At 63.2% G+C, this 24,767-nt stretch carries 27 protein-coding genes; 8 read left to right on the forward strand and 19 right to left on the reverse strand.

Going from position 1 to position 24,767, the window contains the following annotated elements:
- Positions 1–122: 122 nt before the first annotated feature.
- Positions 123–722, forward strand: a complete 600-nt coding sequence (locus CAG44_RS20420; RefSeq protein WP_003252385.1) for a Yip1 family protein — start codon at positions 123–125, stop codon at positions 720–722.
- 131 nt (positions 723–853) lie between these two features.
- Positions 854–1,348 (forward strand): SprT family zinc-dependent metalloprotease, encoded by a 495-nt coding sequence (locus CAG44_RS20425; protein ID WP_025338002.1) that lies wholly within the window; start codon positions 854–856, stop codon positions 1,346–1,348.
- A 186-nt stretch (positions 1,349–1,534) separates the two neighbouring features.
- Here CAG44_RS20425 and fpr read toward each other — a convergent pair whose 3' ends face one another.
- The gene (gene fpr, locus CAG44_RS20430; protein WP_004375483.1) at positions 1,535–2,314 is read right to left on the reverse strand and encodes a ferredoxin-NADP reductase; all 780 of its coding nucleotides are present in this window, start codon (positions 2,312–2,314) and stop codon (positions 1,535–1,537) included.
- Between the two features lie 121 nt (positions 2,315–2,435).
- Here fpr and finR point away from each other — a divergent pair, with 121 nt between their 5' ends.
- Complete coding sequence (gene finR, locus CAG44_RS20435) at positions 2,436–3,362, forward strand: LysR family transcriptional regulator FinR (protein ID WP_004375481.1); 927 nt, start codon at positions 2,436–2,438, stop codon at positions 3,360–3,362.
- Here finR and CAG44_RS20440 read toward each other — a convergent pair.
- The 3 genes from CAG44_RS20440 to CAG44_RS20450 all read right to left on the reverse strand — a co-directional run bounded on the left by CAG44_RS20440 (position 3,359) and on the right by CAG44_RS20450 (position 5,237).
- On the reverse strand, positions 3,359–3,724 hold the full coding sequence (locus tag CAG44_RS20440) for a diacylglycerol kinase (protein WP_025338001.1): 366 nt from the start codon (positions 3,722–3,724) through the stop codon (positions 3,359–3,361). The two genes, finR and CAG44_RS20440, sit on opposite strands and share 4 nt — an antisense overlap.
- Positions 3,725–3,797: 73 nt before the next feature.
- Positions 3,798–4,448: a response regulator transcription factor ErdR gene (gene erdR, locus CAG44_RS20445; protein WP_025338000.1), complete on the reverse strand. Its 651-nt coding sequence runs from the start codon at positions 4,446–4,448 to the stop codon at positions 3,798–3,800.
- A 78-nt stretch (positions 4,449–4,526) separates the two neighbouring features.
- Complete coding sequence (locus tag CAG44_RS20450) at positions 4,527–5,237, reverse strand: tRNA-uridine aminocarboxypropyltransferase (RefSeq protein WP_085692881.1); 711 nt, start codon at positions 5,235–5,237, stop codon at positions 4,527–4,529.
- 360 nt (positions 5,238–5,597) lie between these two features.
- Here CAG44_RS20450 and CAG44_RS20455 point away from each other — a divergent pair, with 360 nt between their 5' ends.
- Entirely contained in the window at positions 5,598–6,017 is a 420-nt protein-coding gene (locus CAG44_RS20455) for a quorum-sensing-regulated virulence factor family protein (protein ID WP_075043996.1), read from the forward strand.
- A gap of 13 nt (positions 6,018–6,030) precedes the next feature.
- On the opposite strand, the gene CAG44_RS20460 is transcribed toward CAG44_RS20455, so the two are convergent.
- Complete coding sequence (locus CAG44_RS20460) at positions 6,031–6,240, reverse strand: hypothetical protein (RefSeq protein WP_025337998.1); 210 nt, start codon at positions 6,238–6,240, stop codon at positions 6,031–6,033.
- A gap of 162 nt (positions 6,241–6,402) precedes the next feature.
- Here CAG44_RS20460 and CAG44_RS20465 point away from each other — a divergent pair, with 162 nt between their 5' ends.
- The gene (locus tag CAG44_RS20465; protein ID WP_025337997.1) at positions 6,403–7,521 is read left to right on the forward strand and encodes an LOG family protein; all 1,119 of its coding nucleotides are present in this window, start codon (positions 6,403–6,405) and stop codon (positions 7,519–7,521) included.
- 216 nt (positions 7,522–7,737) lie between these two features.
- Here CAG44_RS20465 and recX read toward each other — a convergent pair whose 3' ends face one another.
- The 3 genes from recX to CAG44_RS20480 form a co-directional block, all read right to left on the reverse strand.
- Positions 7,738–8,208, reverse strand: coding sequence for a recombination regulator RecX (recX, locus tag CAG44_RS20470; protein WP_075043995.1), 471 nt, complete (start codon positions 8,206–8,208; stop codon positions 7,738–7,740).
- 21 nt (positions 8,209–8,229) lie between these two features.
- Positions 8,230–9,297, reverse strand: a complete 1,068-nt coding sequence (gene recA, locus CAG44_RS20475; protein ID WP_015269214.1) for a recombinase RecA — start codon at positions 9,295–9,297, stop codon at positions 8,230–8,232.
- Positions 9,298–9,400: 103 nt separating this feature from the next.
- Positions 9,401–9,883: a CinA family protein gene (locus CAG44_RS20480; protein WP_025337995.1), complete on the reverse strand. Its 483-nt coding sequence runs from the start codon at positions 9,881–9,883 to the stop codon at positions 9,401–9,403.
- 271 nt (positions 9,884–10,154) lie between these two features.
- Between CAG44_RS20480 and mutS the strand changes: the two genes are divergently transcribed.
- A complete protein-coding gene (gene mutS, locus CAG44_RS20485) occupies positions 10,155–12,728 on the forward strand; it encodes a DNA mismatch repair protein MutS (RefSeq protein WP_166674221.1) in 2,574 nt (857 codons plus the stop codon).
- Between the two features lie 140 nt (positions 12,729–12,868).
- Entirely contained in the window at positions 12,869–13,192 is a 324-nt protein-coding gene (gene fdxA / locus CAG44_RS20490) for a ferredoxin FdxA (RefSeq protein WP_004375459.1), read from the forward strand.
- A 618-nt stretch (positions 13,193–13,810) separates the two neighbouring features.
- Here fdxA and rpoS read toward each other — a convergent pair.
- The 8 genes from rpoS to CAG44_RS20530 form a co-directional block, all read right to left on the reverse strand.
- Positions 13,811–14,818, reverse strand: coding sequence for an RNA polymerase sigma factor RpoS (gene rpoS, locus CAG44_RS20495; protein WP_013971277.1), 1,008 nt, complete (start codon positions 14,816–14,818; stop codon positions 13,811–13,813).
- A gap of 108 nt (positions 14,819–14,926) precedes the next feature.
- Positions 14,927–15,784 carry a peptidoglycan DD-metalloendopeptidase family protein gene (locus CAG44_RS20500; protein ID WP_084785063.1) on the reverse strand — a complete coding sequence of 286 codons (858 nt, stop codon included), beginning with the start codon at positions 15,782–15,784 and terminating at the stop codon, positions 14,927–14,929.
- Between the two features lie 220 nt (positions 15,785–16,004).
- A complete protein-coding gene (locus CAG44_RS20505; protein ID WP_015269209.1) occupies positions 16,005–16,643 on the reverse strand; it encodes a protein-L-isoaspartate(D-aspartate) O-methyltransferase in 639 nt (212 codons plus the stop codon).
- 35 nt (positions 16,644–16,678) lie between these two features.
- Complete coding sequence (gene surE / locus CAG44_RS20510; protein WP_025337991.1) at positions 16,679–17,428, reverse strand: 5'/3'-nucleotidase SurE; 750 nt, start codon at positions 17,426–17,428, stop codon at positions 16,679–16,681.
- Positions 17,416–18,474, reverse strand: a complete 1,059-nt coding sequence (gene truD, locus CAG44_RS20515) for a tRNA pseudouridine(13) synthase TruD (RefSeq protein ID WP_085593278.1) — start codon at positions 18,472–18,474, stop codon at positions 17,416–17,418. Before truD ends, surE begins: the two co-directional genes overlap by 13 nt.
- On the reverse strand, positions 18,471–18,944 hold the full coding sequence (ispF, locus tag CAG44_RS20520; protein WP_015269207.1) for a 2-C-methyl-D-erythritol 2,4-cyclodiphosphate synthase: 474 nt from the start codon (positions 18,942–18,944) through the stop codon (positions 18,471–18,473). The genes truD and ispF overlap by 4 nt, the downstream gene beginning before the upstream one ends.
- A gap of 176 nt (positions 18,945–19,120) precedes the next feature.
- Positions 19,121–19,975: an S-formylglutathione hydrolase gene (fghA, locus tag CAG44_RS20525; RefSeq protein ID WP_085593280.1), complete on the reverse strand. Its 855-nt coding sequence runs from the start codon at positions 19,973–19,975 to the stop codon at positions 19,121–19,123.
- 8 nt (positions 19,976–19,983) lie between these two features.
- Positions 19,984–21,096 (reverse strand): S-(hydroxymethyl)glutathione dehydrogenase/class III alcohol dehydrogenase, encoded by a 1,113-nt coding sequence (locus tag CAG44_RS20530; protein ID WP_016712915.1) that lies wholly within the window; start codon positions 21,094–21,096, stop codon positions 19,984–19,986.
- A gap of 107 nt (positions 21,097–21,203) precedes the next feature.
- On the opposite strand from CAG44_RS20530, the gene CAG44_RS20535 reads away from it, so the two are divergent.
- On the forward strand, positions 21,204–22,100 hold the full coding sequence (locus CAG44_RS20535) for a LysR substrate-binding domain-containing protein (protein ID WP_025337988.1): 897 nt from the start codon (positions 21,204–21,206) through the stop codon (positions 22,098–22,100).
- 130 nt (positions 22,101–22,230) lie between these two features.
- Here the strand turns inward: CAG44_RS20535 and ispD are convergent, their stop codons facing one another.
- From ispD to eno, 3 genes are all read right to left on the reverse strand, one after another.
- Positions 22,231–22,938 (reverse strand): 2-C-methyl-D-erythritol 4-phosphate cytidylyltransferase, encoded by a 708-nt coding sequence (gene ispD, locus CAG44_RS20545; protein ID WP_085593282.1) that lies wholly within the window; start codon positions 22,936–22,938, stop codon positions 22,231–22,233.
- Positions 22,935–23,216 (reverse strand): cell division protein FtsB, encoded by a 282-nt coding sequence (gene ftsB / locus CAG44_RS20550; protein ID WP_004375443.1) that lies wholly within the window; start codon positions 23,214–23,216, stop codon positions 22,935–22,937. Before ftsB ends, ispD begins: the two co-directional genes overlap by 4 nt.
- 168 nt (positions 23,217–23,384) lie before the next feature.
- Entirely contained in the window at positions 23,385–24,674 is a 1,290-nt protein-coding gene (gene eno / locus CAG44_RS20555; RefSeq protein WP_025337986.1) for a phosphopyruvate hydratase, read from the reverse strand.
- Positions 24,675–24,767 lie beyond the last annotated feature (93 nt).

Genomic DNA, 24,767 nt, shown 5'->3' on the forward strand with positions numbered 1-24,767 from the left:
GCGGGTAACGGCTTCCTATACTGCGACATAAGGCCACATTACCGCTTGCTTCGGTGTTCGGGCCTCGGGCCGCTTGCGCTCCATCTGGGGGGCGTTTGGCAACATTGAGAGGAGTGATCGGCATGATTCATCACGTTGTGGGGCTGTTTACCCATCCCGACCAGGAATGGCGGGAAATTCGTGGCGAAGAAGAAACCATCAGCCACATGTACCTGACGCACACCCTGATCCTGGCTGCGATCCCCGCCGTTTCGGCGTTCATCGGTACCACCCAGGTCGGCTGGGTGATCGGCGACCGGCCAGCGGTGATGCTGACCATGGAAAGCGCCATCTGGATGAGCATCATGTCGTACCTGGCGATGCTTGCCGGGGTGGCGGTAATGGGGGCGTTCATCCACTGGATGGCCCGCACCTACGATGCCAACCCGTCCATGGCACAGTGCATCGCCTTTGCCACCTACACCGCCACCCCGTTGTTCATCGGCGGCCTGGCGGCGCTGTACCCGCACCTGTGGCTGGGCATGCTGATCGGCACCGCCGCCATCTGCTACACGGTGTACCTGCTGTACGTCGGCTTGCCGACGTTCATGAACATACCGTCCGACGAAGGCTTCCTGTTCTCCAGCTCGGTGCTGGCGGTGGGCCTTGTGGTACTGGTGGCGATCATGGCCGCCACGGTGATCATCTGGGGACTGGGCGTGGGGCCCGTCTACACCAACTAGAACAGACTCGACCAACACTGGGGCATCAACCTGGGGCCGCCGCAAGGCGGCCTCTGGCTGTGCGCTGACCGGTGGCTCGGCAGGCTGCCCGGGGTTGCGGCATAATGCCCGGTCAGGAGAACCACCCCGCCATGCCCGAGCTGCTCAGACAACGCGTCGAAACCTGTTACCAGCAAGCTGAAACCTTCTTCAAACGCCCCTTCCCGCGCCCGGAAGTCAGCTTCAAGCTGCGCGGGCAAAAAGCCGGTGTCGCCCACCTGCACGAGAACCTGCTGCGCTTCAACCTTCAGCTTTACCGCGAAAACCAGGAAGACTTCCTGCGCCAGACCGTGGCCCATGAAGTGGCACACCTGGTGGCCCACCAGCTGTTCGGCGACCGCATCCAGGCCCATGGCGAGGAGTGGCAGCTGATCATGCGCGGGGTGTATGAACTGCCGCCCAACCGTTGCCACAACTACGAAGTGCAACGGCGCGTGGTGACCCGCTACATCTACCGCTGCCCGTGCCCGCAAAGCGACTTCCCGTTTACCGCGCAGCGGCACAAGCTGGTGCGCCAGGGGCGGCGCTACCTGTGCAAGCGGTGTCGGGAGATATTGGTGTATAGCGGCGAGACGCGCGTGGAATAGATTGGGTTTACCTGCACTGGCCTCATCGCCGGCAAGCCAGCTCCCACAGGTTCGGCACAGGTTTCAAATGTTGTGGGATTCCTGTGGGAGCTGGCTTGCCGGCGAAAGGGCCGGTACAGGCGATACATGAATCACAGGCACAAGAAAGGCGACCCAAGGGTCGCCTTCTTTGCATCAGCCTGCGCCTTACTTCTCGACGAAGGCACGCTCGATCAGGTAATCACCCGGCTCGCGCATGCGCGGGGAGATCTTCAGGCCGAAGCTGTCCAGTACTTCGCTGGTCTCGTCGAGCATGCTCGGGCTGCCGCAGATCATCGCGCGGTCGTCCTGCGGGTTGATCGGTGGCAGGCCGATGTCGCTGAACAGCTTGCCGCTGCGCATCAGGTCGGTCAGGCGGCCCTGGTTTTCGAACGGTTCACGAGTCACGGTCGGGTAGTAGATCAGCTTGTCGCGAACCGACTCACCGAAGAATTCGTTCTGCGGCAGGTGCTCGGTGATGAACTCGCGATAGGCCACTTCGTTCACGTAGCGCACGCCGTGCACCAGGATCACTTTCTCGAAGCGCTCGTAGGTTTCCGGGTCCTGGATGACACTCATGAACGGTGCCAGGCCAGTGCCGGTGCTCAGCAAGTACAGGTGCTTGCCCGGGTTCAGGTCGTCGAGCACCAGGGTACCGGTAGGCTTCTTGCTGATGATGATCTCGTCGCCTTCCTTCAGGTGCTGCAGCTGCGAGGTCAGCGGACCGTCCGGCACCTTGATGCTGAAGAACTCCAGGTGCTCTTCCCAGTTCGGCGAAGCGATGGAATAGGCGCGCATGAGCGGACGGCCGCTTTCTTGTTGCAGGCCGATCATCACGAACTGACCGTTCTCGAAGCGCAGGCCCGGGTCGCGGGTGCACTTGAAGCTGAACAGGGTGTCGTTCCAGTGGTGCACACTGAGGACACGTTCGTGGTTCATGTTGCTCATTTAATGGGGCTCCTGAAGAAAGACGCGGCGCGCGCAAGACGCGCAGTTGCGCGATAGTTTAGGGGCAGCGACAATATCTGTTAACTGGATTATCAAGATATGTGTTATCGGTTATATCGATATGCGATTTACACTTCGTCAGCTGCAAGTCTTCGTTGCCGTGGCCCAGCACCAGAGCGTTTCGCGCGCCGCCAGTGTGCTGGCCTTGTCGCAGTCGGCCGCCAGCACCTCGATCACCGAGCTTGAGCGCCAGTCCAGCTGCCAGCTGTTCGACCGCGCCGGCAAGCGCCTGAGCCTCAACGCCCTGGGCCAGCAACTGTTGCCGCAGGCCGTGGCCCTGCTCGACCAGGCCAAGGAAATCGAAGACCTGCTCAACGGCAAGTCCGGTTTCGGCTCGCTGGCGGTCGGCGCCACGCTGACCATCGGCAACTACCTGGCCACCCTGCTGATCGGCAGCTTCATGCAGGTGCACCCGGAAAGCCAGGTGAAGCTGCATGTGCAGAACACTGCGCATATCGTGCAACAGGTGGCGCATTACGAAATTGATCTGGGTCTGATCGAAGGCGATTGCAACCACCCGGACCTGGAAGTGCAGCCCTGGGTCGAGGACGAGCTGGTGGTATTCTGCGCGCCGCAGCACCCGCTGGCCAAGCTGGGCCGTGCCGATGTACAGACCTTGTCCCAGGAAGCGTGGATCCTGCGCGAACAGGGCTCGGGCACGCGCCTGACCTTCGACCAGGCCATGCGCCACCACCGCACCAACCTCAACATCCGCCTGGAGCTGGAACACACCGAAGCGATCAAGCGCGCGGTGGAGTCGGGCCTGGGCATCGGCTGCATCTCGCGCCTGGCCCTGCGTGACGCCTTCCGCCGCGGCAGTCTGGTAGCGGTAGAAACCCCGGAGCTGGACCTGATGCGCCAGTTCTACTTCATCTGGCACAAACAGAAGTACCAGACCTCGGCCATGCGCGAATTTCTCGAACTGTGCCGCAACTTCACTGCGGGCTTCACCCGCAGTGACGAGATCGTGTTGCCACCGATCGCTTAAAGCAGGATCACACCCCACACCAGCGCCACCATGGTCAGTGCCACCAGTTGCGCGGCGCTGCCCATGTCCTTGGCGTTTTTCGACAGTGGGTGGCGCTCCAGCGAAATGCGGTCGATGGCTGCTTCCACCGCCGAATTGAACAGTTCGACGATCAGGCCCAACAGGCACACGGCGATCATGATCGCCCGCTCCGCACGGCTGACCGGCAGCCAGAAGGCGACCGGGACCAACAGCACGTTGAGCAGCACCAGCTGGCGGAACGCGGCCTCGCCCTTGAAGGCGGCGCGCAGGCCGTCCAGCGAATAGCCGGCGGCGTTGAGGATACGTTTGAGGCCGGTCTGGCCCTTGAATGGCGATGTCATGTGAGTCACTTCACAACGGAAAGGCCAGCAGACTAGACCGGCACGGGTCAAAAAAGCGTGAAGCCACGCGCACTCAGCTGCTGGCAACCGATTCAAGTTGTTGCAGCAACAACGCCGCCTGGGTGCGGGTACGCACACCCAGCTTGCGGAAGATCGCGGTCACGTGAGCCTTGATGGTCGCTTCCGACACGTTCAGCTCATAGGCGATCTGCTTGTTCAGCAAGCCTTCGCAGACCATGGTCAGCACGCGGAACTGCTGCGGCGTGAGGCTGGCAAGGCCTTCGCTGGCGGCCTTGGCCTCGGCCGAGACATCGACCTTTTCGAACGCCTGCGGCGGCCACCAGACCTCGCCGTCGAGCACCTTGCGCACCGCATCCTGGATCACTTCCAGGGTGCTGGACTTGGGAATGAAGCCACTGGCGCCAAACTCGCGGGACTTGACCACCACTGCGGCCTCTTCCTGCGCCGATACCATCACCACGGGGATCTGCGGGTATTGCCCGCGCAGCAGCACCAGCCCGGAAAAACCGTAGGCACCCGGCATGTTCAAGTCCAGCAACACCAGGTCCCAGTCGGCTTTTTCGCTCAGACGGGTTTCCAGTTCGGCAATGCTGGCGACTTCAACCAGGCGTACATCCGGGCCCAGGCCGAGGGTAACGGCCTGGCGCAAGGCGCCACGGAACAGCGGGTGGTCATCGGCAATCAGGATTTCGTAAGTGGCCATCGATCTGGGGATCCTGTTCTGTGTCGGGCACTCGGGTAAGGGTCATTATGAACCAAAGCAGGGGTTGTGCCCCTTGGACTATAGGAAGGTATGCAAACGCTGGTGGGTGTCGTCCTGCTCGTCCAGCGGCAGGCGCCGCTTGCCGCTCAGGTAATGCAGGCTGAATACGTCCAGGTAGGCGTCCAGCGCCTGCGAGGCCTGGGTATCGCCGGCCAGGTCCAGGCACATGGCGGCGACCTCCGCGGTGCAGAAGTGATCGTCGCGCTTGGAGCGGCGCAGGCGGTAGCGGGACATCTGCTCGGCCTGCAGGCTCAACACCGGGAAGCGGTCAAGGTACGGGCTTTTGCGGAACATCTTGCGCGCTTCGGTCCAGGTGGCATCCAGCAGGATGAACAGCGGGCGCTTGCCCGGCTCGCGTACTACCTCGCTGACCACCCGCTCCTGGGCAACGAATTCACCGGGGAAGACGATGTAGGGCTGCCAATGCGGATCGCCCAGCAACGCCAGCAAGCGTTCGTCGACCGAAGTGCGCAGCCAGCCGAAGGCCGAGGTGTTCTCGATCAGGTCGGCGATCAGCCAGCCGGTATTGGTGGGCTTCAGTGGCTCGGTGTCATGCATCAGAAGGCACACGCCGGATTCGGCCTGCACCCGCGGCTTCCAGGCGCACAGGCAATGAGTGGCGATGACCCGGCAATCGGGGCAGCGCTCGGCACGCGAACCACGGGCGATGAAGGGCTTGTTGCTGCGGGCCAGGCGTTCGGCGCGCAGGCGCGCTACCGCATGGCTCATGCCGGCAGGCCTCTGGACAGGTTGGGAATGGACACAAGGATGACTCGGAAAAAACTAAGGGCGCCAGTCTACCAGAACAGGGGGCAATTGCTGTGCAGGTGGCGGCGCGGTCCTTATAATCGCTGTTTTTACCGTACCCCCAGCCGCGCCTGCGCGCTTCTGGGGCTGCTGCGCAGCCCATCGCCGGCAAGCCAGCTCCCACCTCGACCGCATTGCACCAGGCCATGTGCAATCCCTGTGGGAGCTGGCTTGCCGGCGATGGGCCGCACTGCGGCCCCAATTGCAGCCACCGTGCGGTTTTCACGGAACGCCGTCGACCCGCGCATGTCAAAGCGCCAGTCATCGAACCAGGAGAGATTCATGCTGCGCCGTATCGTCCCCGCCCTGAGCCTGTTGCTCGCCCTGCCCCTGGCAGCCCAGGCGGCTTCCAAGCAGGAATACGACCTGAACAACACGCTGCAGAAGGTTGCCAAAGAGAGCAGTGTCGGCACCCCGCGAGCCATCAACGAGGACATCCTCGACCAGGGTTACACCGTGGAAGGCAAGGCACTGGTCAACCACCTGAGCGTGCGCCAGGAGCATGCCGAGCGCATGCAGGCCAACCCCGAACAGGTACGCAGCCAGCTGGGTGACAGCGTCTGCCGCAACAGCGGTTTCCGCAACCTGATGTCCAAAGGCGCGGTCATGGTCTACCGCTTCACGGTCTACAAGACCAACCAGCCGATCATGGACCAGGCGTTCGACAATGCCAGCTGCGTGGCCGGCAACAAGAAGAAGTAACCAACTTCGATCGCTACGCCTTCTCGTCTTCACGGGCGCGCCAGCGCCCTTCAGCGGCATCGGCGCGCATCTCTGCCAGCAGTGCCTGCAGGTAGCGTGACTGGCATTCCAGCCCCGACAGCCTGCGCCGGCACTCGGCTTCCAGGCTCAGGTGATGCACCTGGGCCGCATTCTCCAGCTGCTGGTAAAGCTGCCGGTCCACTTCGATGATCAAGCGATGCATACCGCCACCTCCTGCATCGACACGTTTCGCTTTACCCAGTTAACCAAACCCGCATCCCCCGTGGCTGCATGCCGACGGGCGGCTGTACCGAACACCCCCGGCACAATTGAGCGCAAGGGTCTAGATTGAGGTCAGAGGTATTGGTGCAGAAGGAGACGTTGCATGCCTTACCAATCGAGTGAACTGCTGTTCAGCCACTTCCGCGACAACAACATCGACCTGAGCAACATCGACGCACAACTGCAACTGGTGGCACCGAACAGCCCCAACCTGCCGCTGTACCGCGACATGATGCTGACCATCCTGCGCATGGCCCATGACGACACCGACCGCTGGAGCGCCAAGATCACCCTGCAAGCCCTGCGCGAACTGGACCATTCGTTCCGCACCCTGGAACGCTACAAGGGCCGGCGCAAGGTGACCGTGTTCGGCTCGGCGCGCACTCCGCTGGAGCACCCCATGTACGCCCTGGCCCGCGAGCTGGGCGCAACCCTGGCGCGCTCCGACCTGATGGTCATCACCGGTGCTGGCGGCGGCATCATGGCAGCTGCCCACGAAGGCGCCGGCAGCGACCACAGCCTGGGGTTCAACATCACCCTGCCCTTCGAACAACACGCCAACCCCACGGTGGACGGCACCGACAAGCTGCTGCCGTTCCACTTCTTCTTCATCCGCAAGCTGTTCTTCGTCAAGGAGGCCGATGCCCTAGTGCTGTGCCCGGGTGGTTTCGGCACTTTGGATGAAGCACTGGAGGTGCTGACCCTGATCCAGACCGGCAAGAGCCCGCTGGTACCGGTGGTGCTGCTGGATTCGCCAGGTGGCAGCTTCTGGCGCGACTGCCTGGACTTCATCAGCCGCCAACTGGAGGAAAACCGCTACATCCTGCCCAGCGACCTGAAACTGCTGCGCCTGGTGCACAGCGCTGACGAGGCAGTGGAAGAAATCAACCAGTTCTACAGCAACTACCACTCCAGCCGCTGGCTGAAGAGCCAGTTCGTGATACGCATGCATCACCCGCTCAGCGAGGCGGCGCTGTATGACATCCAGGAAGGCTTTGCCGACTTGCGCCTGAGTGGCAAGTATCACCAGCAACCTGACAGCAGTGCCGAGCACGAAGTGGGCAACTTCAGCCACCTGACCCGTTTGTCATTTGCCTTCAATGGCCGGGACCAGGGCAGGCTGCGCGAGCTGGTGGACTTCATCAACCTGCCGGAGAACTGGGCCAAGCCGCAGCCCATGCATACCACGCAGCGGGCCAGGGAGGCGTTGAAGGTCAGTTGATTGTCGAACAAATTTCCAAAGCGCGCCGCGCAACCTGTGGGAGCGGCGGTGCGGCGGTCCGACGCGCCCGCGAAGAACGCAACGCGGTGGATGGCACCGGTGTTGCCGGTATTCGCGGGCTTGCCCGCTCCCACAGGGACCGCGCATTTTCTGAACCTTGCACCAAACCTGTGGGAGCGGGCAAGCCCGCGAAGGGCCGCAAAGCGGCCCCAGCCTTCAGTAGTCGTCGATATCACGCCCACTGAGCAGACGGCCGATCATGTCCATGGGGAAACCCCGGTAAGCCAGAAACCGGGTCTGCTGGGCACGGCTGCGGGGATCGTGCGGGCGCTGACCAGCAAACTTGCGCTGCCAAACGTCACGCATGCGCTCGCCCCAGTCCACCTCGCTCTCGCGTAGCGCCTGCTCGATATCAGCACGCGCCAAACCGCGCTGGCCTAGCTCTTCGCGAATACGCGCAGGGCCGTAGCCGGAGCTGGAACGGTATCGGATGAAACTTTCGAGGTAACGGGCTTCGCTAAGCAGCCCTTCTTCGGCGAGCCGGTCGAGTTCAGGCTCGATCAGCTCGTCCGAAGCGCCGCGCTGACGCAACTTGCGCGTCAGCTCGACGCGACCGTGCTCACGTCGCGCGAGCAGGTCCATGGCTGTCCGCCGAATGGCGACGGGGGTGTCGAGTACGGCGGACATGTTCGGCTATCTACCGCGCAATCAATAACCGGCGTCAGCGTCGGCCATATCATCGGCATCGGCTTCGGCAGCAGCAGCCTTACCAGCAGCTGCAACAGCACCAGAGGTCAGCAGCTTCTCGCGAATCTGCTTCTCGATCTCGGCACCAATAGCCGGGTTCTCAGCCAGGTACTTGGCAGCGTTTGCCTTGCCTTGACCGATCTTGTTGCCCTGGTAGGCGTACCAGGCACCGGACTTCTCGACCAGGCCTTGGGAAACACCCAGGTCAATGATCTCACCGTTACGGTAGATACCCTTGCCGTAGAGGATCTGGAACTCGGCCTGACGGAATGGCGGAGAAACCTTGTTCTTGACGATCTTGACGCGGGTTTCGCTACCGACCACCTCGTCGCCTTCCTTGACTGCGCCGGTACGGCGGATATCCAGACGCACCGAGGCGTAGAACTTCAGGGCGTTACCACCGGTGGTGGTTTCCGGGCTGCCGAACATCACGCCAATCTTCATACGGATCTGGTTGATGAAGATGACCAGGCAGTTGGCGTTCTTGATGTTACCGGTGATCTTGCGCAGCGCCTGGGACATCAGGCGCGCCTGCAGGCCCACGTGCATGTCGCCCATCTCGCCTTCGATCTCGGCCTTCGGTACCAGAGCAGCCACGGAGTCGACGATGATCACGTCAACAGCGTTGGAACGCACCAGCATGTCGGTGATTTCCAGGGCCTGTTCGCCGGTGTCCGGCTGCGAAACCAGCAGGTCGTCGACGTTGACGCCCAGCTTGCCGGCGTACTCGGGGTCGAGGGCGTGTTCGGCGTCGACGAAGGCGCAGGTGGCGCCGTTTTTCTGGGCTTCAGCGATGACCGACAGGGTCAGCGTGGTCTTACCCGACGATTCCGGGCCGTAGATCTCGACGATACGGCCTTTTGGCAGGCCGCCGATGCCCAGGGCAATGTCCAGGCCCAGCGAGCCGGTGGAGATGGCAGGGATAGCCTGGCGCTCGTGGTCGCCCATGCGCATGACGGCGCCCTTGCCGAATTGGCGTTCGATCTGACCCAGGGCCGCAGCCAAGGCGCGCTTCTTGTTGTCGTCCATTGAAATCCTCACGTGTTCGACTTGGCCCTGACGGCCGGAATACCTGTATAAGTAGCCAGTATTATTCCACAGGCAAGCGCCCGCGCAAACCCCTGTCGTCGATTTACTCGGCACCAAGCTGTAACAAGCCGTCTAACGCGGCGATCACCGTCTGTCGGCGCACCGCCTCGCGGTCGCCGTCAAACTGGCGCCGCTCGCTGAACACATGGTTGCCGTCGCCCCAGGCCAGCCACACGGTGCCCACCGGTTTGGCCGGCGAACCACCGTCCGGACCGGCCACGCCGCTCACCGCCACGGCAAAGCGCGCGCCGCTGGCGGCCTGGGCGCCGCGGACCATCGCTTCGACCACTTCCTGGCTGACCGCGCCAACCTGGCCGAACAACGCCGCGGGCACTCCCAGTTGACGGGTTTTCTGGGTGTTGGAATAGGTCACGTACCCAGCCTCGAACCAGGCCGAGCTGCCGGGCACGCGGGTGATGGCCTCGGCGATGCCGCCACCGGTGCAGGATTCGGCGGTGGTCACCTGCGCGTTGAAGCGGCGCAGGTGTTCACCCAGGCGGGTGGCAAGCGTAGTGATCGGGTCCATGTCGGGCTCCTTGGAGGCAGGCTTCTACCCTAGCATCTTGGTGAGGTGGGATGGGCGCCCGCTTCGGTCTCGCACATCACTTGTTCCAGGCCACTACCGGCCACGGCAGGGGCGCCGGGCGGAATATCGCAGGTACAGCCTGCCGGGTAGCCGTGTTAACCTATGCGGCTTGAAAATCCGGTGGGTCTCGGCGTCGCGCGTGCAACACAGAACGCCCCAATTTGCCCCACAATATTGAGACCTACTTTCTAAGCCTTTGATGAATAAAGCAATTTCCGATTTCTCCGCACACACCCCGATGATGCAGCAGTACTGGAAGCTGAAGAACCAGCACCCGGACCAGCTGATGTTCTACCGCATGGGCGACTTCTACGAGATCTTCTACGAAGATGCGAAAAAAGCCGCAAAGCTGCTGGACATCACCCTGACCGCGCGCGGTCAGTCGGCCGGCCAGTCCATCCCCATGTGCGGGATTCCGTTCCATTCGCTGGAAGGCTACCTGGCCAAGCTGGTCAAGCTCGGCGAATCGGTGGTGATCTGCGAGCAGATTGGCGACCCCGCCACCAGCAAGGGCCCGGTGGAACGCCAGGTGGTGCGCATCATCACCCCGGGTACGGTCAGCGACGAGGCCCTGCTCGACGAGCGTCGCGACAACCTGATTGCCGCGCTGCTCGGGGACGAGCGCCTGTTCGGCCTGGCCGTACTGGACATCACCAGTGGCAACTTCAGCGTGCAGGAGATCAAGGGCTGGGAAAACCTGCTGGCCGAGCTCGAGCGCCTGAACCCGGTCGAGCTGCTGATCCCCGACGACTGGCCGCGAGACTTGCCTGCAGAGAAACGCCCGGGCGCCCGTCGCCGTGCGCCATGGGACTTCGACCGCGACTCGGCGCGCAAGGCCCTGTGCCAGCAGTTCGCGACCAAGGACCTCAAGGGCTTTGGCTGCGACAAGCTGACCCTGGCCATCGGCGCCGCCGGTTGCCTGCTGATCTATGCCAAGGAAACCCAGCGCACCGCCCTGCCGCACCTGCGCAGCCTGCGCCACGAACGCCTGGACGACACGGTCATCCTCGACGGCGCCAGCCGCCGCAACCTGGAGCTGGACATCAACCTGGCCGGCGGCCGTGACAACACCCTGCAGTCGGTGATCGACCGCTGCCAGACCGCCATGGCCAGCCGATTGCTGAGCCGCTGGTTGAACCGCCCGTTGCGCGACCTCAAGGTGCTGCAGGCACGCCAGGATTCGATCCGCTGCCTGCTCGACGGCTACCGCTTCGAGAAGCTGCAGCCGCAGCTCAAGGAAATCGGCGATATCGAGCGGATTCTCGCCCGTATCGGCCTGCGCAACGCCCGCCCACGCGACCTGGCTCGCCTGCGCGATGCCCTGGGCGCGCTGCCCGAGCTGCAGAACGCCATGGCCGAGCTTGAGGCGCCGCACCTGGCACGCCTGGCCGCCATTACCGGCACCTACCCCGAACTGGCCAGCCTGCTGGAGCGGGCGATCATCGACAACCCGCCGGCGGTGATCCGCGATGGCGGCGTGCTCAAGGCCGGTTATGACAACGAACTGGACGAGCTGCTGGCGATCAGCGAGAACGCCGGCCAGTTCCTGATCGACCTGGAAGCCCGGGAAAAGGCCCGCACCGGCCTGGCCAACCTCAAGGTCGGCTACAACCGGGTGCATGGCTACTTCATCGAGCTGCCGACCAAGCAGGCCGAGCAGGCCCCGGGCGACTACATCCGCCGCCAGACCCTGAAAGGCGCCGAGCGCTTCATCACCCCGGAGCTGAAGGCGTTCGAGGACAAGGCCCTGTCGGCCAAGAGCCGCGCCCTGGCCCGCGAAAAGATGCTCTACGACGCCCTGCTGGAAACCTTGATCAGCCACCTGGCACCGCTGCAGGACAGCGCCGCCGCCCTGGCCGAACTGGACGTGCTCAGCAACCTGGCCGAACGTGCACTGAACCTGGACCTGAACTGCCCGCGCTTCGTCGACGAGCCGTGCCTGCGCATCGAGCAGGGCCGCCACCCTGTGGTGGAACAGGTATTGACCACGCCGTTCGTGGCCAACGACCTGGGCCTGGACAACAGCACACGCATGCTGATCATCACCGGCCCGAACATGGGCGGTAAGTCCACCTACATGCGCCAGACCGCCCTGATCGTGCTGCTGGCGCATATCGGCAGCTTCGTGCCGGCAGCCAGCTGCGAGCTGTCGCTGGTCGACCGCATCTTCACCCGCATCGGCTCCAGCGACGACCTGGCCGGCGGCCGCTCGACCTTCATGGTCGAGATGAGCGAAACCGCCAACATCCTGCACAACGCCACCGACCGCAGCCTGGTGCTGATGGACGAAGTGGGCCGTGGCACCAGTACCTTCGACGGCCTGTCGCTGGCCTGGGCCGCCGCCGAGCGCCTGGCCCAGCTGCGTGCCTACACGCTGTTCGCCACGCACTACTTCGAGCTCACCGTGCTGCCGGAAAGCGAGCCGCTGGTGGCCAACGTGCACCTGAACGCCACCGAGCACAACGAACGCATCGTGTTCCTGCACCACGTGCTGCCTGGCCCTGCCAGCCAGAGCTACGGCCTGGCCGTGGCGCAGCTGGCCGGCGTGCCGACGGCCGTCATCCAGCGTGCCCGTGAACACCTGGCAAGGCTGGAAACCACCAGCCTGGCGCATGAACAGCCCCCGGCCCAAAAGGCCAAGGACGTGCCACAGGTCCCGCACCAGAGCGACCTGTTCGCCAGCCTGCCACACCCGGCCATCGAGAAGCTGGGCAAGCTGCAGCTGGACGACATGACCCCGCGTCAAGCTATCGAAATGCTATATCAACTAAAGAACCTGTTATAACGGCGCCCACTACAAGCTGGTAGAATCCGCCGCGGTTTGCTGGTGCTGCAGGTTATTAGCCTGGCCTGCAGCCACATGCCCGCAAACCGCGCGGCCCTGAGAGGAAGGGCCGCCGCCGTCGCCTGAGGAGAGAATTAGAAATGACCTTCGTCGTCACCGACAACTGCATCAAATGCAAATACACCGACTGCGTGGAAGTCTGCCCGGTGGACTGCTTCTACGAAGGCCCGAACTTCCTGGTCATCCACCCGGACGAGTGCATCGACTGCGCCCTGTGCGAGCCGGAATGCCCAGCGCAAGCCATCTTCTCGGAAGACGAAGTGCCTGCGGGCATGGAGAACTTCATCGAGCTGAACGCCGAACTGGCGGAAATCTGGCCGAACATCACCGAGCGTAAGGACGCCCTGCCGGACGCTGAAGAGTGGGATGGCAAGACTGGCAAGATTGCAGACCTGGAGCGCTGATAGCGTCCGGACACGAAAAAGGCCCCTTGGGGCCTTTTTTTGTTTTCTGCGGGCAAAAAAAAGGGGCGGTTTGACCCGCCCACATTTTTTCCGTAGTCCCTGCTTGTCCCAAACATCATCCTGATGAAATCGCCTCTTGCGACGTCCCTGGCTTTCCTCCTGAAAGCCTGTGCATGTCCCTGTGCACAGTTCGAATACTAGCGACTTGAGCCGGGCGAGCAACCGCTAAACCTCACAGGGTGTTGCAGGTGACACATTTCCTCACAGCTGAATAAGCCAGGTTTTTCAATGAGTTGGGAAAACGCAGGATCTGGATACGACAATGATTTACTGAAGCGTACATAGAAGGCTTACAAAACAAGTAAGCAAAGGCTTACACGCGATGTTACTGGGGTAGCGCAGTACATAATGTCTTGGGGCTGCTTTGCAGCCCTTTCGCGACACAAGGCCGCTCCCACAGGATAGTGGTGCATCCAAGGGCGATGAAATACCTGTGGGAGCGGCCTTGTGTCGCGAAAGGGGCGCAAAGCGCCCCCGGCAATTTTGAATGGGCACCTCTGATCGAAACATACAAAAACGCCCCGAAATCATCGGGGCGCTTTGTATTGCAGGCTTCCGCTACTGGAACAACGACTCACTGGACAGGCCGTTCTTCTCGAGGATCTCACGCAAACGCTTGAGCCCCTCGACCTGGATCTGCCGCACCCGCTCACGGGTCAGGCCAATCTCCAGGCCGACATCTTCCAGCGTACTGCTTTCATGCCCGCGCAGGCCAAAGCGGCGCACCACCACTTCACGCTGCTTGTCGGTCAACTCGCCCAGCCATTGGTCGATGCTCTGCGACAGATCGTCATCCTGCAGCAGTTCGCACGGGTCGGTCGGGCGGTCGTCGGTCAGGGTATCGAGCAGGGTCTTGTCCGAGTCCGGGCCGAGCGACACGTCCACCGAAGACACCCGCTCGTTCAGGCCCAGCATGCGCTTGACCTCGGCGACCGGTTTCTCCAGCAGCGTGGCGATTTCTTCTGGCGAGGGTTCGTGGTCCAGTTTCTGGGTCAGCTCGCGCGCAGCGCGCAGGTAGACGTTCAGTTCCTTGACCACGTGGATCGGCAGGCGAATGGTGCGGGTCTGGTTCATGATCGCCCGCTCTATGGTCTGGCGAATCCACCAGGTCGCATAGGTCGAGAACCGGAAACCACGCTCCGGGTCGAACTTCTCGACGGCACGGATCAGCCCCAGGTTGCCCTCCTCGATCAGGTCGAGCAGCGACAGGCCGCGGTTCACGTAACGACGGGCAATTTTTACAACCAGGCGCAGGTTGCTTTCGATCATGCGCTTGCGGCCGGCAGGGTCGCCCTTTTGCGACAGGCGCGCAAAATGCACTTCCTCTTCCGGCGAAAGCAGAGGCGAGAATCCGATCTCGTTGAGATACAACTGGGTGGCATCGAGCGCCCGGCTGTAATCGATATACTTGTGTTGCTTGAGCGAAGAGCCCGACTTGGCCCTCGTCCGAACCGAAGATACAGCAGGTTCGTCTGACACCACATCCGTTTCCAAAACGATACCCGTCTCCATCAGAAGCAGGTCATCGTCGATGTCAAACTCCGGCACTTCTTTACTGAGAGCCATTGTTATAGTCCTTTGCTGAGTTCGAACTCAGACTCGAGCGGCACCTATCTCCCTGGCAGCGCTGGAGCCTGTCCCCTCTACATCACAGGAACAGGCCGGGTACAACGGTCAACGACGTGGCAGGAACTGGAGCGGATCGACGGGTTTGCCCTGGCGGCGAATCTCGAAATGCAGCTTCACCCGATCTGTGCCCGTGGACCCCATTTCAGCAATCGACTGCCCTGCCTTGACCTGCTGCCCCTCCCGAACCAACAGCCTGCGGTTATGGCCGTAGGCACTGACGTAGGTATCGCTGTGCTTGATGATGATCAGTTCGCCGTAGCCCCTCAAGCCACTCCCGGCGTACACCACTGCACCATCAGACGCAGCAAAAACAGGCTGTCCCAAATCACCGGCGATATCAATGCCTTTATTCAAACTACCGTTTGAAGCGAATTTTCCAATCAGCACGCCATTGGCAGGCCAGGTCCAGCCGCCTACCGCGCGCTCCGCGGCAGGCACCGTGGCGACCACCGGGGCGCTGCTGGAGGCTGCCGGCGTGGCCGGTTTGCTGGTGCTGGCAGGCGGTGTGCTGGTGCTTCCCACAGGCCGCCGGATGACCGTGGTCTTGCTCGACGACGACGGGCTGGACACCACCGTGGTGCTACCGGTAGAGCCGCTGCTGAAACGAATAGCTTGCCCCGGGCGAATGGTGTAAGGCGCCGCGATGCCGTTGCGCGCAGCCAGTTCCTTGTAGTCCCAGCCATAACGGAAGGCGATGGAGAACAGCGTATCGCCAGGCTTGACGATGTACTGCCCGGTGGTTACCGCCGGGCGCTTGGGCACGGTGTTATTGCGGTCGACCACCCGCGCGCTGTTGCTGCTGGTGCTCGAGCAACCCACCAGTAGCGTGCCCATGGCCAGTGCAATCACCAGAAGCGTGAAACCCGACCCGTCCTTGCGCTGCCGAATGACTGTGTGACCCACCCGCGCTCCCCTCATGGTGCCGAAAACGATATGAAGACAAGAAATGCAATATTATTGCAATTATAACCAAGCCCGCCCGCATTGGCAGGGTTGGTGAAAGACTGCTGCAAAGCCATGGCACACGCTGTGCGCTAGCGCTTCACCCCGCCAGATAGACAGGGCGTTGCTGCAAGAATTCGGTGCTGGCGCAAAAATATCGCGCGGCTCGAACCAGCAGTGTTCAGGCCAGCGGGCCGTTGAGCAGCGGTACGAAGCGCACTGCCCCCAGCACGCGGCGGGAGAATCCATGCTCCTCGCGCACGATCAGCATCAGCTGCTGGGTTTCGCCGGCCGGCCCCACCGGGATCACCATACGGCCACCGGGCGCCAGCTGGTCGAGCAATGCCTGCGGCACTTCCGGCGCCACGGCGGTGACGATGATGCCGTTGTACGGCGCCAGCGCCGGCCAGCCTTCGCAACCGTCGCCCCAGCGGAACACCACGTTGCGCAGGTTCAGTTCCACCAGGCGCTCCTTGGCCCGGTCCTGCAACACCTTGATGCGCTCCACCGAGAACACCCGCTCGACCAACTGGGCCAGGATTGCCGTCTGGTAACCCGAGCCGGTGCCGATCTCCAGCACCTTGTCCAGCGGCCCGGCCTCGAGCAGCAGCTCGCTCATGTGGGCAACCATGAACGGTTGCGAGATGGTCTGGTTGTGGCCGATCGGCAGCGCGGTGTCTTCGTAGGCGCGATGCGCCAGCGCCTCGTCGACGAACAGGTGGCGCGGGGTACGACGGATCACGTCGAGCACCTTGGTGTTCGAAACGCCCTCCTCGCACAGGCGCTGGATCAGCCGCTCCCGGGTACGCTGGGAGGTCATGCCGATGCCACGCCGCAGCATATCGTCCTCGCGCATCAGAGCAGGCCCTCCAGCCAACCGTCGAGCTGCTCGAAGGCATCACTGAAGGTGCGGTCGAGCTGCAGCGGAGTGATCGATACATAGCCTTGCATCACCGCGTGGAAGTCGGTACCCGGGCCACCATCCTCGGCATCCCCGGCCACGGCGATCCAGTAGCCTTCCTTGCCGCGCGGGTTGACCACCTTGGTCGGCGCCGCCGCCCGCGCCCGGTGACCGAGGCGGGTGAGCTGGATGCCACGAATGTGCTCCAGCGGCAGGTTGGGGATGTTGACGTTGAGCACGGTGCGCGGCGGCAAGGCCAGGCGCGACTGCGCCTCGACCAGGCGGCGGGCGATATGGGCCGCGGTTGGCAGGTTGTCCGGCTGGCGCGACAACAGCGAAAACGCCAGCGAGGTACCGCCGAGGAAACGGCCTTCCAACGCGGCCGCGACCGTGCCCGAATAGAGCACGTCGTCGCCCAGGTTGGCACCGAGGTTGATCCCCGACACGACCATGTCCGGCGCCTGTGGCAACAGCCCATTGAGCCCCAGGTGCACGCAGTCGGTCGGCGTGCCATTGAGGCTGATGAAGCCATTGGCCAAGGTCTGCGGATGCAGTGGCCGGTCCAGCGTCAGCGAACTGCTGGCGCCGCTCTTGTCTTGATCCGGGGCAATAACCACGCACTCGGCGTAATCCGCCAGCGCAGCGTGCAGCGCGGCGATGCCGGGTGCGGTAACACCGTCGTCGTTCGAAATCAGAATACGCATGAGCTGTCCGTCTGCCCCGCCGACACCAGATCCACGACTTCGCGCACCACCACGGTGGCGAAGCATCCGGCCGGAAGGACGAATTCCAGTTGCAGGATATCAGGCTCCGGATAATGCCACGTAAGACCGCCAATAGGGAGCCGCAGAATGCGTCGTTCGTGATCCATGCCCGCCAAGGCCAGCCACTGGCAAAGTGCCGGCTGCCGTGCGGCGATCGCATCCTCTTGTTGCGCAGTACTCCCCGTTGCCGGCGAATCGCCTGCCCCCCACAGCGGGCCGGTCGGATGCAGGTCAAGGATCGCCAGCCGAGGATCGGAACATTCCGACTCCCCAGCAGGAAAGAAGCTACGACTCGTGGTGAACGCCAACAGGTCGCCCACCTGCGCACGCGCCCAGCTGCCGTCGGCAACACGGGCTGCCAGCACCTGGTTGAACAGGTAGCTGCGTCCGGCCGAGAGCAACCGCGAACGCACGTTGCGCTGTTCAGGCAGGGCCTTGCGTGCGGCCCAATCGAGAGCGTCGTGAACGTTGCCGCCACCGTGGCCGAAGCGCTGGGTGCCGAAATAATTCGGCACACCGTGCTGCTTGAGCTGTTCCAGGCGCGCATCCACCGCCTGGTGATCGGCAGCCAGGGCAGTCAGGCGCAGCGTGAAGCCGTTGGCCGAATGCGCACCGCGCTGCAGCTTGCGCTGGTGGCGAACCTGCTTGAGCACACGCAGGCTGGCATCCTCGGCACGCGACAGGTCCGGGTCGGCCTTGCCTGGCAGGTGCAGGCTGAACCACTGGCGGGTCAGGGCCTGGCGGTCCTTGAGGCCGGCGTAGCTGATCGTGCGCACCGGCACCCCAGCGGCACGGGCCAGGCGGCGGGCCGCCTCTTCGGTGTTCAGGTCACGCTTCTCGACCCACAGCCACAGGTGTTCGCCCTGGCCCGAGAGGGGGATGTCCAGCACTTCGTCGACCTGGAAATCCTCGGCCACCGCCTTGAGGACAGCGGTACCCAGTGGTTCGCCCGATGCGCGCGGGCCCAACAGTTCCAGTTCGGTCATGCTGGCAGCAGCAGGGCTACCGAATGCACGGCGATGCCCTCCTCGCGGCCGGTGAAGCCGAGCTTCTCGGTGGTGGTAGCCTTGACGTTGACCTGGTCGAGTTCGACCTGCAGGTCTTCGGCGATCAGCTTGCGCATGGTCTCGATGTGCGGGGCCATCTTCGGCGCCTGGGCGACGATGGTGGCGTCGATGTTGCCGACCTTCCAGCCCTTGGCCTGGACGATGCCGACCACATGGCGCAGCAACACCCGGCTGTCGGCGCCCTTGAACTGCGGATCGGTGTCGGGGAAGTGTTTGCCGATGTCACCCAGCGCCGCCGCGCCAAGCAAGGCATCGCTCAGGGCGTGCAGCAGCACGTCGCCATCGGAGTGGGCCAGGAGGCCGTATTTGTGGGGGATACGCACCCCGCCCAGGGTAATGAAATCACCGTCGCAGAAACGGTGCACATCGTAGCCGTGGCCAATACGCATAGAAAAACGCCCTGAATGAGTCAGGGCGTGATTCTACCTGCTTTTGAGGCATTGGGGCTGCTTCGCAGCCCATCGCCGGCAAGCCAGCTCCCACAGGTACGGCACAGGGCCCGAGGTCCATGCGGTCGAGGTGGGAGCTGGCTTGCCAGCGATGAAGCAAGCACCACAGCTACGCCTTACATCCGCCCCAAGGCCACCGCATGATGACGCAGGTGCTCCTCGATGAAGCTGGCGATGAAGTAGTAGCTGTGGTCATAGCCAGGCTGCAGGCGCAAGTTCAGTTCATGCCCACCTTTGCGTGCCGCCTGCTCCAGGGCTTCAGGCTTGAGCTGCTTCTCGAGGAAGTCGTCGCGGTCGCCCTGGTCCACCAGCAACGGCGGGCATTCGCCGGCCGGGGTCTCGGCCAGCAGCACGCTGGCATCCCACTCGCGCCAGCGTGCACGGTCTTCACCCAGGTAGCGGCTGAAGGCTTTCTCGCCCCACGGGCAATCCATCGGGTTGCTGATCGGCGAGAACGCCGACACCGAGCGGTAGCGCCCCGGGTTGCGCAAGGCGCACACCAGCGCGCCATGCCCACCCATGGAGTGGCCACTGATGCTGCGCTCGCCCGAAGCCGGGAAGTGCGCCTCGATCAACGCGGGCAACTCCTCCACCACATAGTCGTGCATGCGGTAGTGCTGGGCCCAGGGCTGCTGAGTGGCATTGAGGTAGAAGCCGGCACCCAGGCCGAAGTCCCAGGCACCGTCCGGGTCGCCCGGCACCTGCTCGCCACGCGGGCTGGTGTCGGGGGCGACGATGATCAACCCAAGCTCCGCGGCCAAGCGCTGGGCGCCGGCCTTCTGCATGAAGTTCTCGTCGGTGCAGGTGAGGCCGCTGAGCCAGTACAGCACCGGCAGCTTCTCGCCCTGTTCGGCCTGCGGCGGCAGGTAGACGGCGAACACCATGTCGCAGCCCAGCACCTTGGAGTGATGCCGGTAACGCTTGTGCCAGCCGCCGAAGCTCTTCTGGCAGGAGATGTTATCCAGGCTCATGGCAAACCTCAGAAGTGGATCACGCTGCGAATGCTCTTGCCTTCGTGCATCAGGTCGAAGGCCTTGTTGATGTCTTCCAGGCCCATGGTGTGGGTGATGAAGGTATCCAGCGGGATCTCGCCCTTCTCGGACATTTCCACGTAGCTTGGCAGCTCGCTGCGGCCACGTACGCCACCGAACGCCGAACCACGCCATACGCGGCCGGTGACCAGCTGGAACGGACGAGTGGCGATTTCCTGGCCGGCACCGGCCACGCCGATGATCACCGACTCACCCCAGCCCTTGTGACAGCATTCCAGCGCAGCACGCATCAGCTGCACGTTGCCGATGCACTCAAAGGAGAAGTCCACGCCGCCGTCGGTGAGGTCGACGATCACTTCCTGGATCGGGCGGTCGTAGTCTTTCGGGTTGATGCAGTCGGTGGCACCCAGCTGGCGGGCGATTTCGAACTTGGCCGGGTTGATGTCGATGGCAATGATGCGCGACGCCTTGGCCTTGACCGCACCGATCACTGCCGACAGGCCGATGCCGCCCAGGCCGAAGATGGCCACGGTGTCACCCGGCTTGACCTTGGCGGTGTTGAGCACCGCGCCGATACCGGTGGTGACGCCACAACCCAGCAGACAGACCTTTTCCAGCGGCGCTTCTTTCTGGATCTTGGCCACGGAGATTTCCGGCAGCACGGTGTACTCGGAGAAGGTCGAGGTACCCATGTAGTGGAACAGTTGCTGGCCTTTGTAGGAGAAGCGCGTGGTGCCGTCCGGCATCAGGCCCTTGCCCTGGGTGGCGCGGATGGCCTGGCACAGGTTGGTCTTGCCCGAGAGGCAGAACTTGCACTTGCCGCATTCCGGGGTGTACAGCGGGATGACGTGGTCACCGACGGCGACCGAGGTGACGCCCTCGCCTACCGCCTCGACGATCGCGCCACCTTCGTGGCCGAGGATCGACGGGAAGATGCCCTCCGGGTCGGCGCCCGACAGGGTGTAGGCGTCGGTGTGGCAGACACCGCTGGCGACCACGCGCAGCAGCACTTCACCGGCCTTGGGCATGGCCACGTCGACTTCGACGATTTCCAGGGGTTTCTTGGCTTCGAAGGCTACGGCAGCACGGGACTTGATCATCAAAGGTCTCCAGACAGAGGGTCGATTCAGTCTGGCAGTGTAATTCACCGCCTTTTGATGAATAATCCGGCCAAAGACAAAACATTATTGCCATACAGGGATAATCAATGAGCAGCCGCTGGGAAGGCATCGACGAGTTCGTCGCCGTGGCCGAGTCGGGCCAGTTCACCGCGGCCGCCGAGCGCCTGGGGGTTTCCTCGTCGCACATCAGCCGGCAGATCGCCCGGCTGGAGGAACGGCTGCAGACGCGCCTGCTGTACCGCAGTACCCGGCGGGTGACCCTGAGCGAGGCCGGGCAGACATTCCTGCAGCACTGCCAGCGCCTGCAGGATGGCCGCGAGGAAGCCCTGCGCGCCATGGGTGACCTGGCCAGCGAGCCCAAGGGGTTGCTGCGCATGACCTGCGCGGTGGCCTATGGCGAGCGCTTCATCGTGCCACTGGTGACACGGTTCATGGCGCTGTACCCGCAGTTGCGGGTGGATGTGGAACTGAGCAACCACACCCTCGACCTGGTGCATGAAGGCATGGACCTGGCCATCCGCCTGGGCCGGCTGGCCGACTCACGACTGGTGGCAACCCGCCTGGCGCCCCGGCGCATGTACCTGTGCGCTTCGCCGGCCTACCTGGAACGTTACGGTCGGCCACACAGCCTGTCGGAACTGGCGCGGCACAATTGCCTGGTGGGCAGCTCGGATTTGTGGGCGCTGCAGCAGGACGGCCGCGAGATCAGCCAACGAGTCCAAGGCAACTGGCGTTGCAACAGCGGGCAGGCGGTGCTGGACGCGGCGCTGCAGGGGATGGGGTTGTGCCAGTTGCCGGATTATTACGTGCTGGAGCACTTGAACAGTGGTGCGCTGGTGTCGTTGCTGGAGGCGCACCAGCCACCGAATACCGCGGTGTGGGCGCTGTATCCGCAGCAGCGGCACCTGTCGCCGAAGGTACGGCGGCTGGTGGATTACCTGAAGGAAGGGTTGGCGGGGCTGCCGGAGTATCGGCAAGGCTGAAGGGGTGTGTTGGCTGTGCCGGCCTCTTCGCGGGCTCGCCCGCTCCCACAGGTACAGCGCCAACCTGAAGGTATGCGCTGTACCTGTGGGAGCGGGCATGCCCGCGAAGAAACCAGCACTGGTCAAAGCCTCAGCGGCGCCCTGCCCAACGCTGGCGCAACCACTCCAGGTCTTCCGGCCGGGTCACCTTGATGTTGTCGCTGCGCCCTTCGACCAGCCGCGGCGCCTGGCCGGACCATTCGATGGCGGAGGACTCGTCGGTTACCAGCACATCCGACACCAGGCACTCGGCCAGCGCCCGATGCAACGCTCCAAGGCGGAACATCTGCGGCGTATAGGCCTGCCAGATGGTGCTGCGGTCGACGGTAGCGCCCACCCGACCACCGGCATCGGCCCGCTTGAGGGTATCGCGCGCCGGCACCGCCAGCAGGCCACCCACCGGGTCGCCCGCCAGCTCCGACAACAGCTTGTCCAGATCGCTGCGCGCCAGGTTCGGTCGCGCGGCATCATGCACCAGCACCCAGTCGCTGTCCGCCGCCCCTTGGGCATGCAGCATCAGCAAGGCATTGAGCACCGAGTCGGCACGCTCGCGGCCACCTGCGGCGCGCTGGATGCGCGGGTCGCTGGCGCAGCGCAGGCGAGGCCAGTACGGGTCACCTTCGGCAATGCTGACCACCACGCCCTTGAGCATCGGGTGGCCAAGAAAACAGTCGAGGCTGTGCTCGAGAATGGTCTGCCCGGCCAGCTCCAGGTACTGCTTGGGGCGGTCGGCAGCCATGCGGGCACCTACGCCCGCAGCAGGGATCACGGCCCAGAAGGCCGGTAAGGTTTCGATCATTTCTGTGGCAACTGGAAGAGGGTTTCGCCCTCTTTGACCATCCCCAATTCGTGGCGAGCCCGCTCTTCAACGGTCTCCATGCCTTTTTTCAGCTCCAGCACTTCGGCATCGAGCACGCGGTTGCGCTCGAGCAAGCGCTCGTTTTCGGCATGCTGCTCGGCAATCTGCTGCTTCAGCTCGGTCACTTGCGCCAGGCTGCCATTACCCACCCACAGGCGGTACTGCAGGCCACCCAGCAGCAGGAGCAGGACGAGGAACAACCAATAGGGACTGCGCATCACGTTATCCAGGTTAAAAAGGCTGCCGGGTACTTTTTACTTCGGGGCCTCGAATAGCACGAAGCCTGGCCGAGGCCAGGCTTCGTCGACAGAAACCCGTTGGAATGTAGGAAAGAACAGTACGAACGTTCCTACAACTCCGGCTGCTGTCTTTTTACCATCTCTTGCTTAGCCGCGAAACTCGGCACGACCGCGGTAAACCGCTTTGGCACCCAGTTGCTCTTCGATGCGCAGCAGCTGGTTGTACTTGGAAACGCGGTCGGAACGGCACAGCGAACCAGTCTTGATCTGGCCAGCAGCAGTACCCACGGCCAGGTCGGCAATGGTCGAGTCTTCGGTTTCACCGGAACGGTGCGAAATCACCGCGGTGTAGCCAGCAGCCTTGGCCATCTGGATGGCTTCCAGGGTTTCGGTCAGCGAGCCGATCTGGTTGAACTTGATCAGGATCGAGTTACCGATGCCCTTCTCGATGCCTTCCTTGAGGATCTTGGTGTTGGTCACGAACAGGTCGTCGCCAACCAGCTGCACCTTGGTGCCGATCTTGTCGGTGAGGATCTTCCAGCCAGCCCAGTCGGACTCGTCCAGGCCGTCTTCGATCGAGATGATCGGGAAGCGCTCGGTCAGGCCTTTCAGGTACTCGGCAAAGCCTTCGGCGTCGAACGACTTACCTTCGCCAGACAGGTTGTACTTGCCGTCTTCGTAGAACTCGGAAGCCGCGCAGTCCAGGGCCAGGGTCACGTCGGTGCCCAGCTTGTAGCCGGCTTTCTCGACGGCTTCGGCGATGGCGCCCAGGGCGTCTTCGTTGGAAGCCAGGTTAGGGGCGAAACCACCCTCGTCACCAACGGCGGTGTTCAGGCCACGGGCCTTCAGCACGGCTTTGAGGTGGTGGAAGATTTCGGTACCCATGCGCAGGCCGTCGGAGAAGGTCTTGGCGCCAACTGGCTGAACCATGAACTCCTGGATGTCGACGTTGTTGTCGGCGTGCTCGCCACCGTTGATGATGTTCATCATCGGTACCGGCATCGAGTACTGGCCCGGGGTGCCGTTCAGGTTGGCGATGTGCGCGTACAGCGGCAGGTCCTGGTCCTGGGCAGCGGCCTTGGCGGCAGCCAGGGAAACGGCCAGGATGGCGTTGGCGCCCAGCTTGGCCTTGTTCTCGGTACCGTCCAGTTCGATCATGGCGCGGTCCAGGCCCTTCTGGTCGGCAGGGTCCTTGCCCAGCAGCAGGTCACGGATCGGGCCGTTGATGTTGGCAACGGCCTTCAGCACGCCCTTGCCCAGGTAACGGCTCTTGTCGCCATCACGCAGCTCCAGCGCTTCGCGCGAGCCAGTGGAAGCACCGGACGGCGCGCAGGCGCTGCCGATGATGCCGTTGTCGAGCAGTACATCGGCTTCCACGGTGGGGTTGCCACGCGAATCGAGAACTTCACGACCTTTGATGTCGACGATTTTTGCCATTGTTGTAAGCACTCCAGAATTGACGAAAACAACTTAGCTTAGGAAATTCTTGCCGTTCACCGGGCGGACTTGCAGTGGGCAGGCCGGGTGAAG

Origin of the sequence: Pseudomonas sp. B13(2017), from assembly GCF_002113245.1 — a bacterium.
Classification (GTDB): Bacteria; Pseudomonadota; Gammaproteobacteria; order Pseudomonadales; family Pseudomonadaceae; genus Aquipseudomonas; species Aquipseudomonas putida_Z.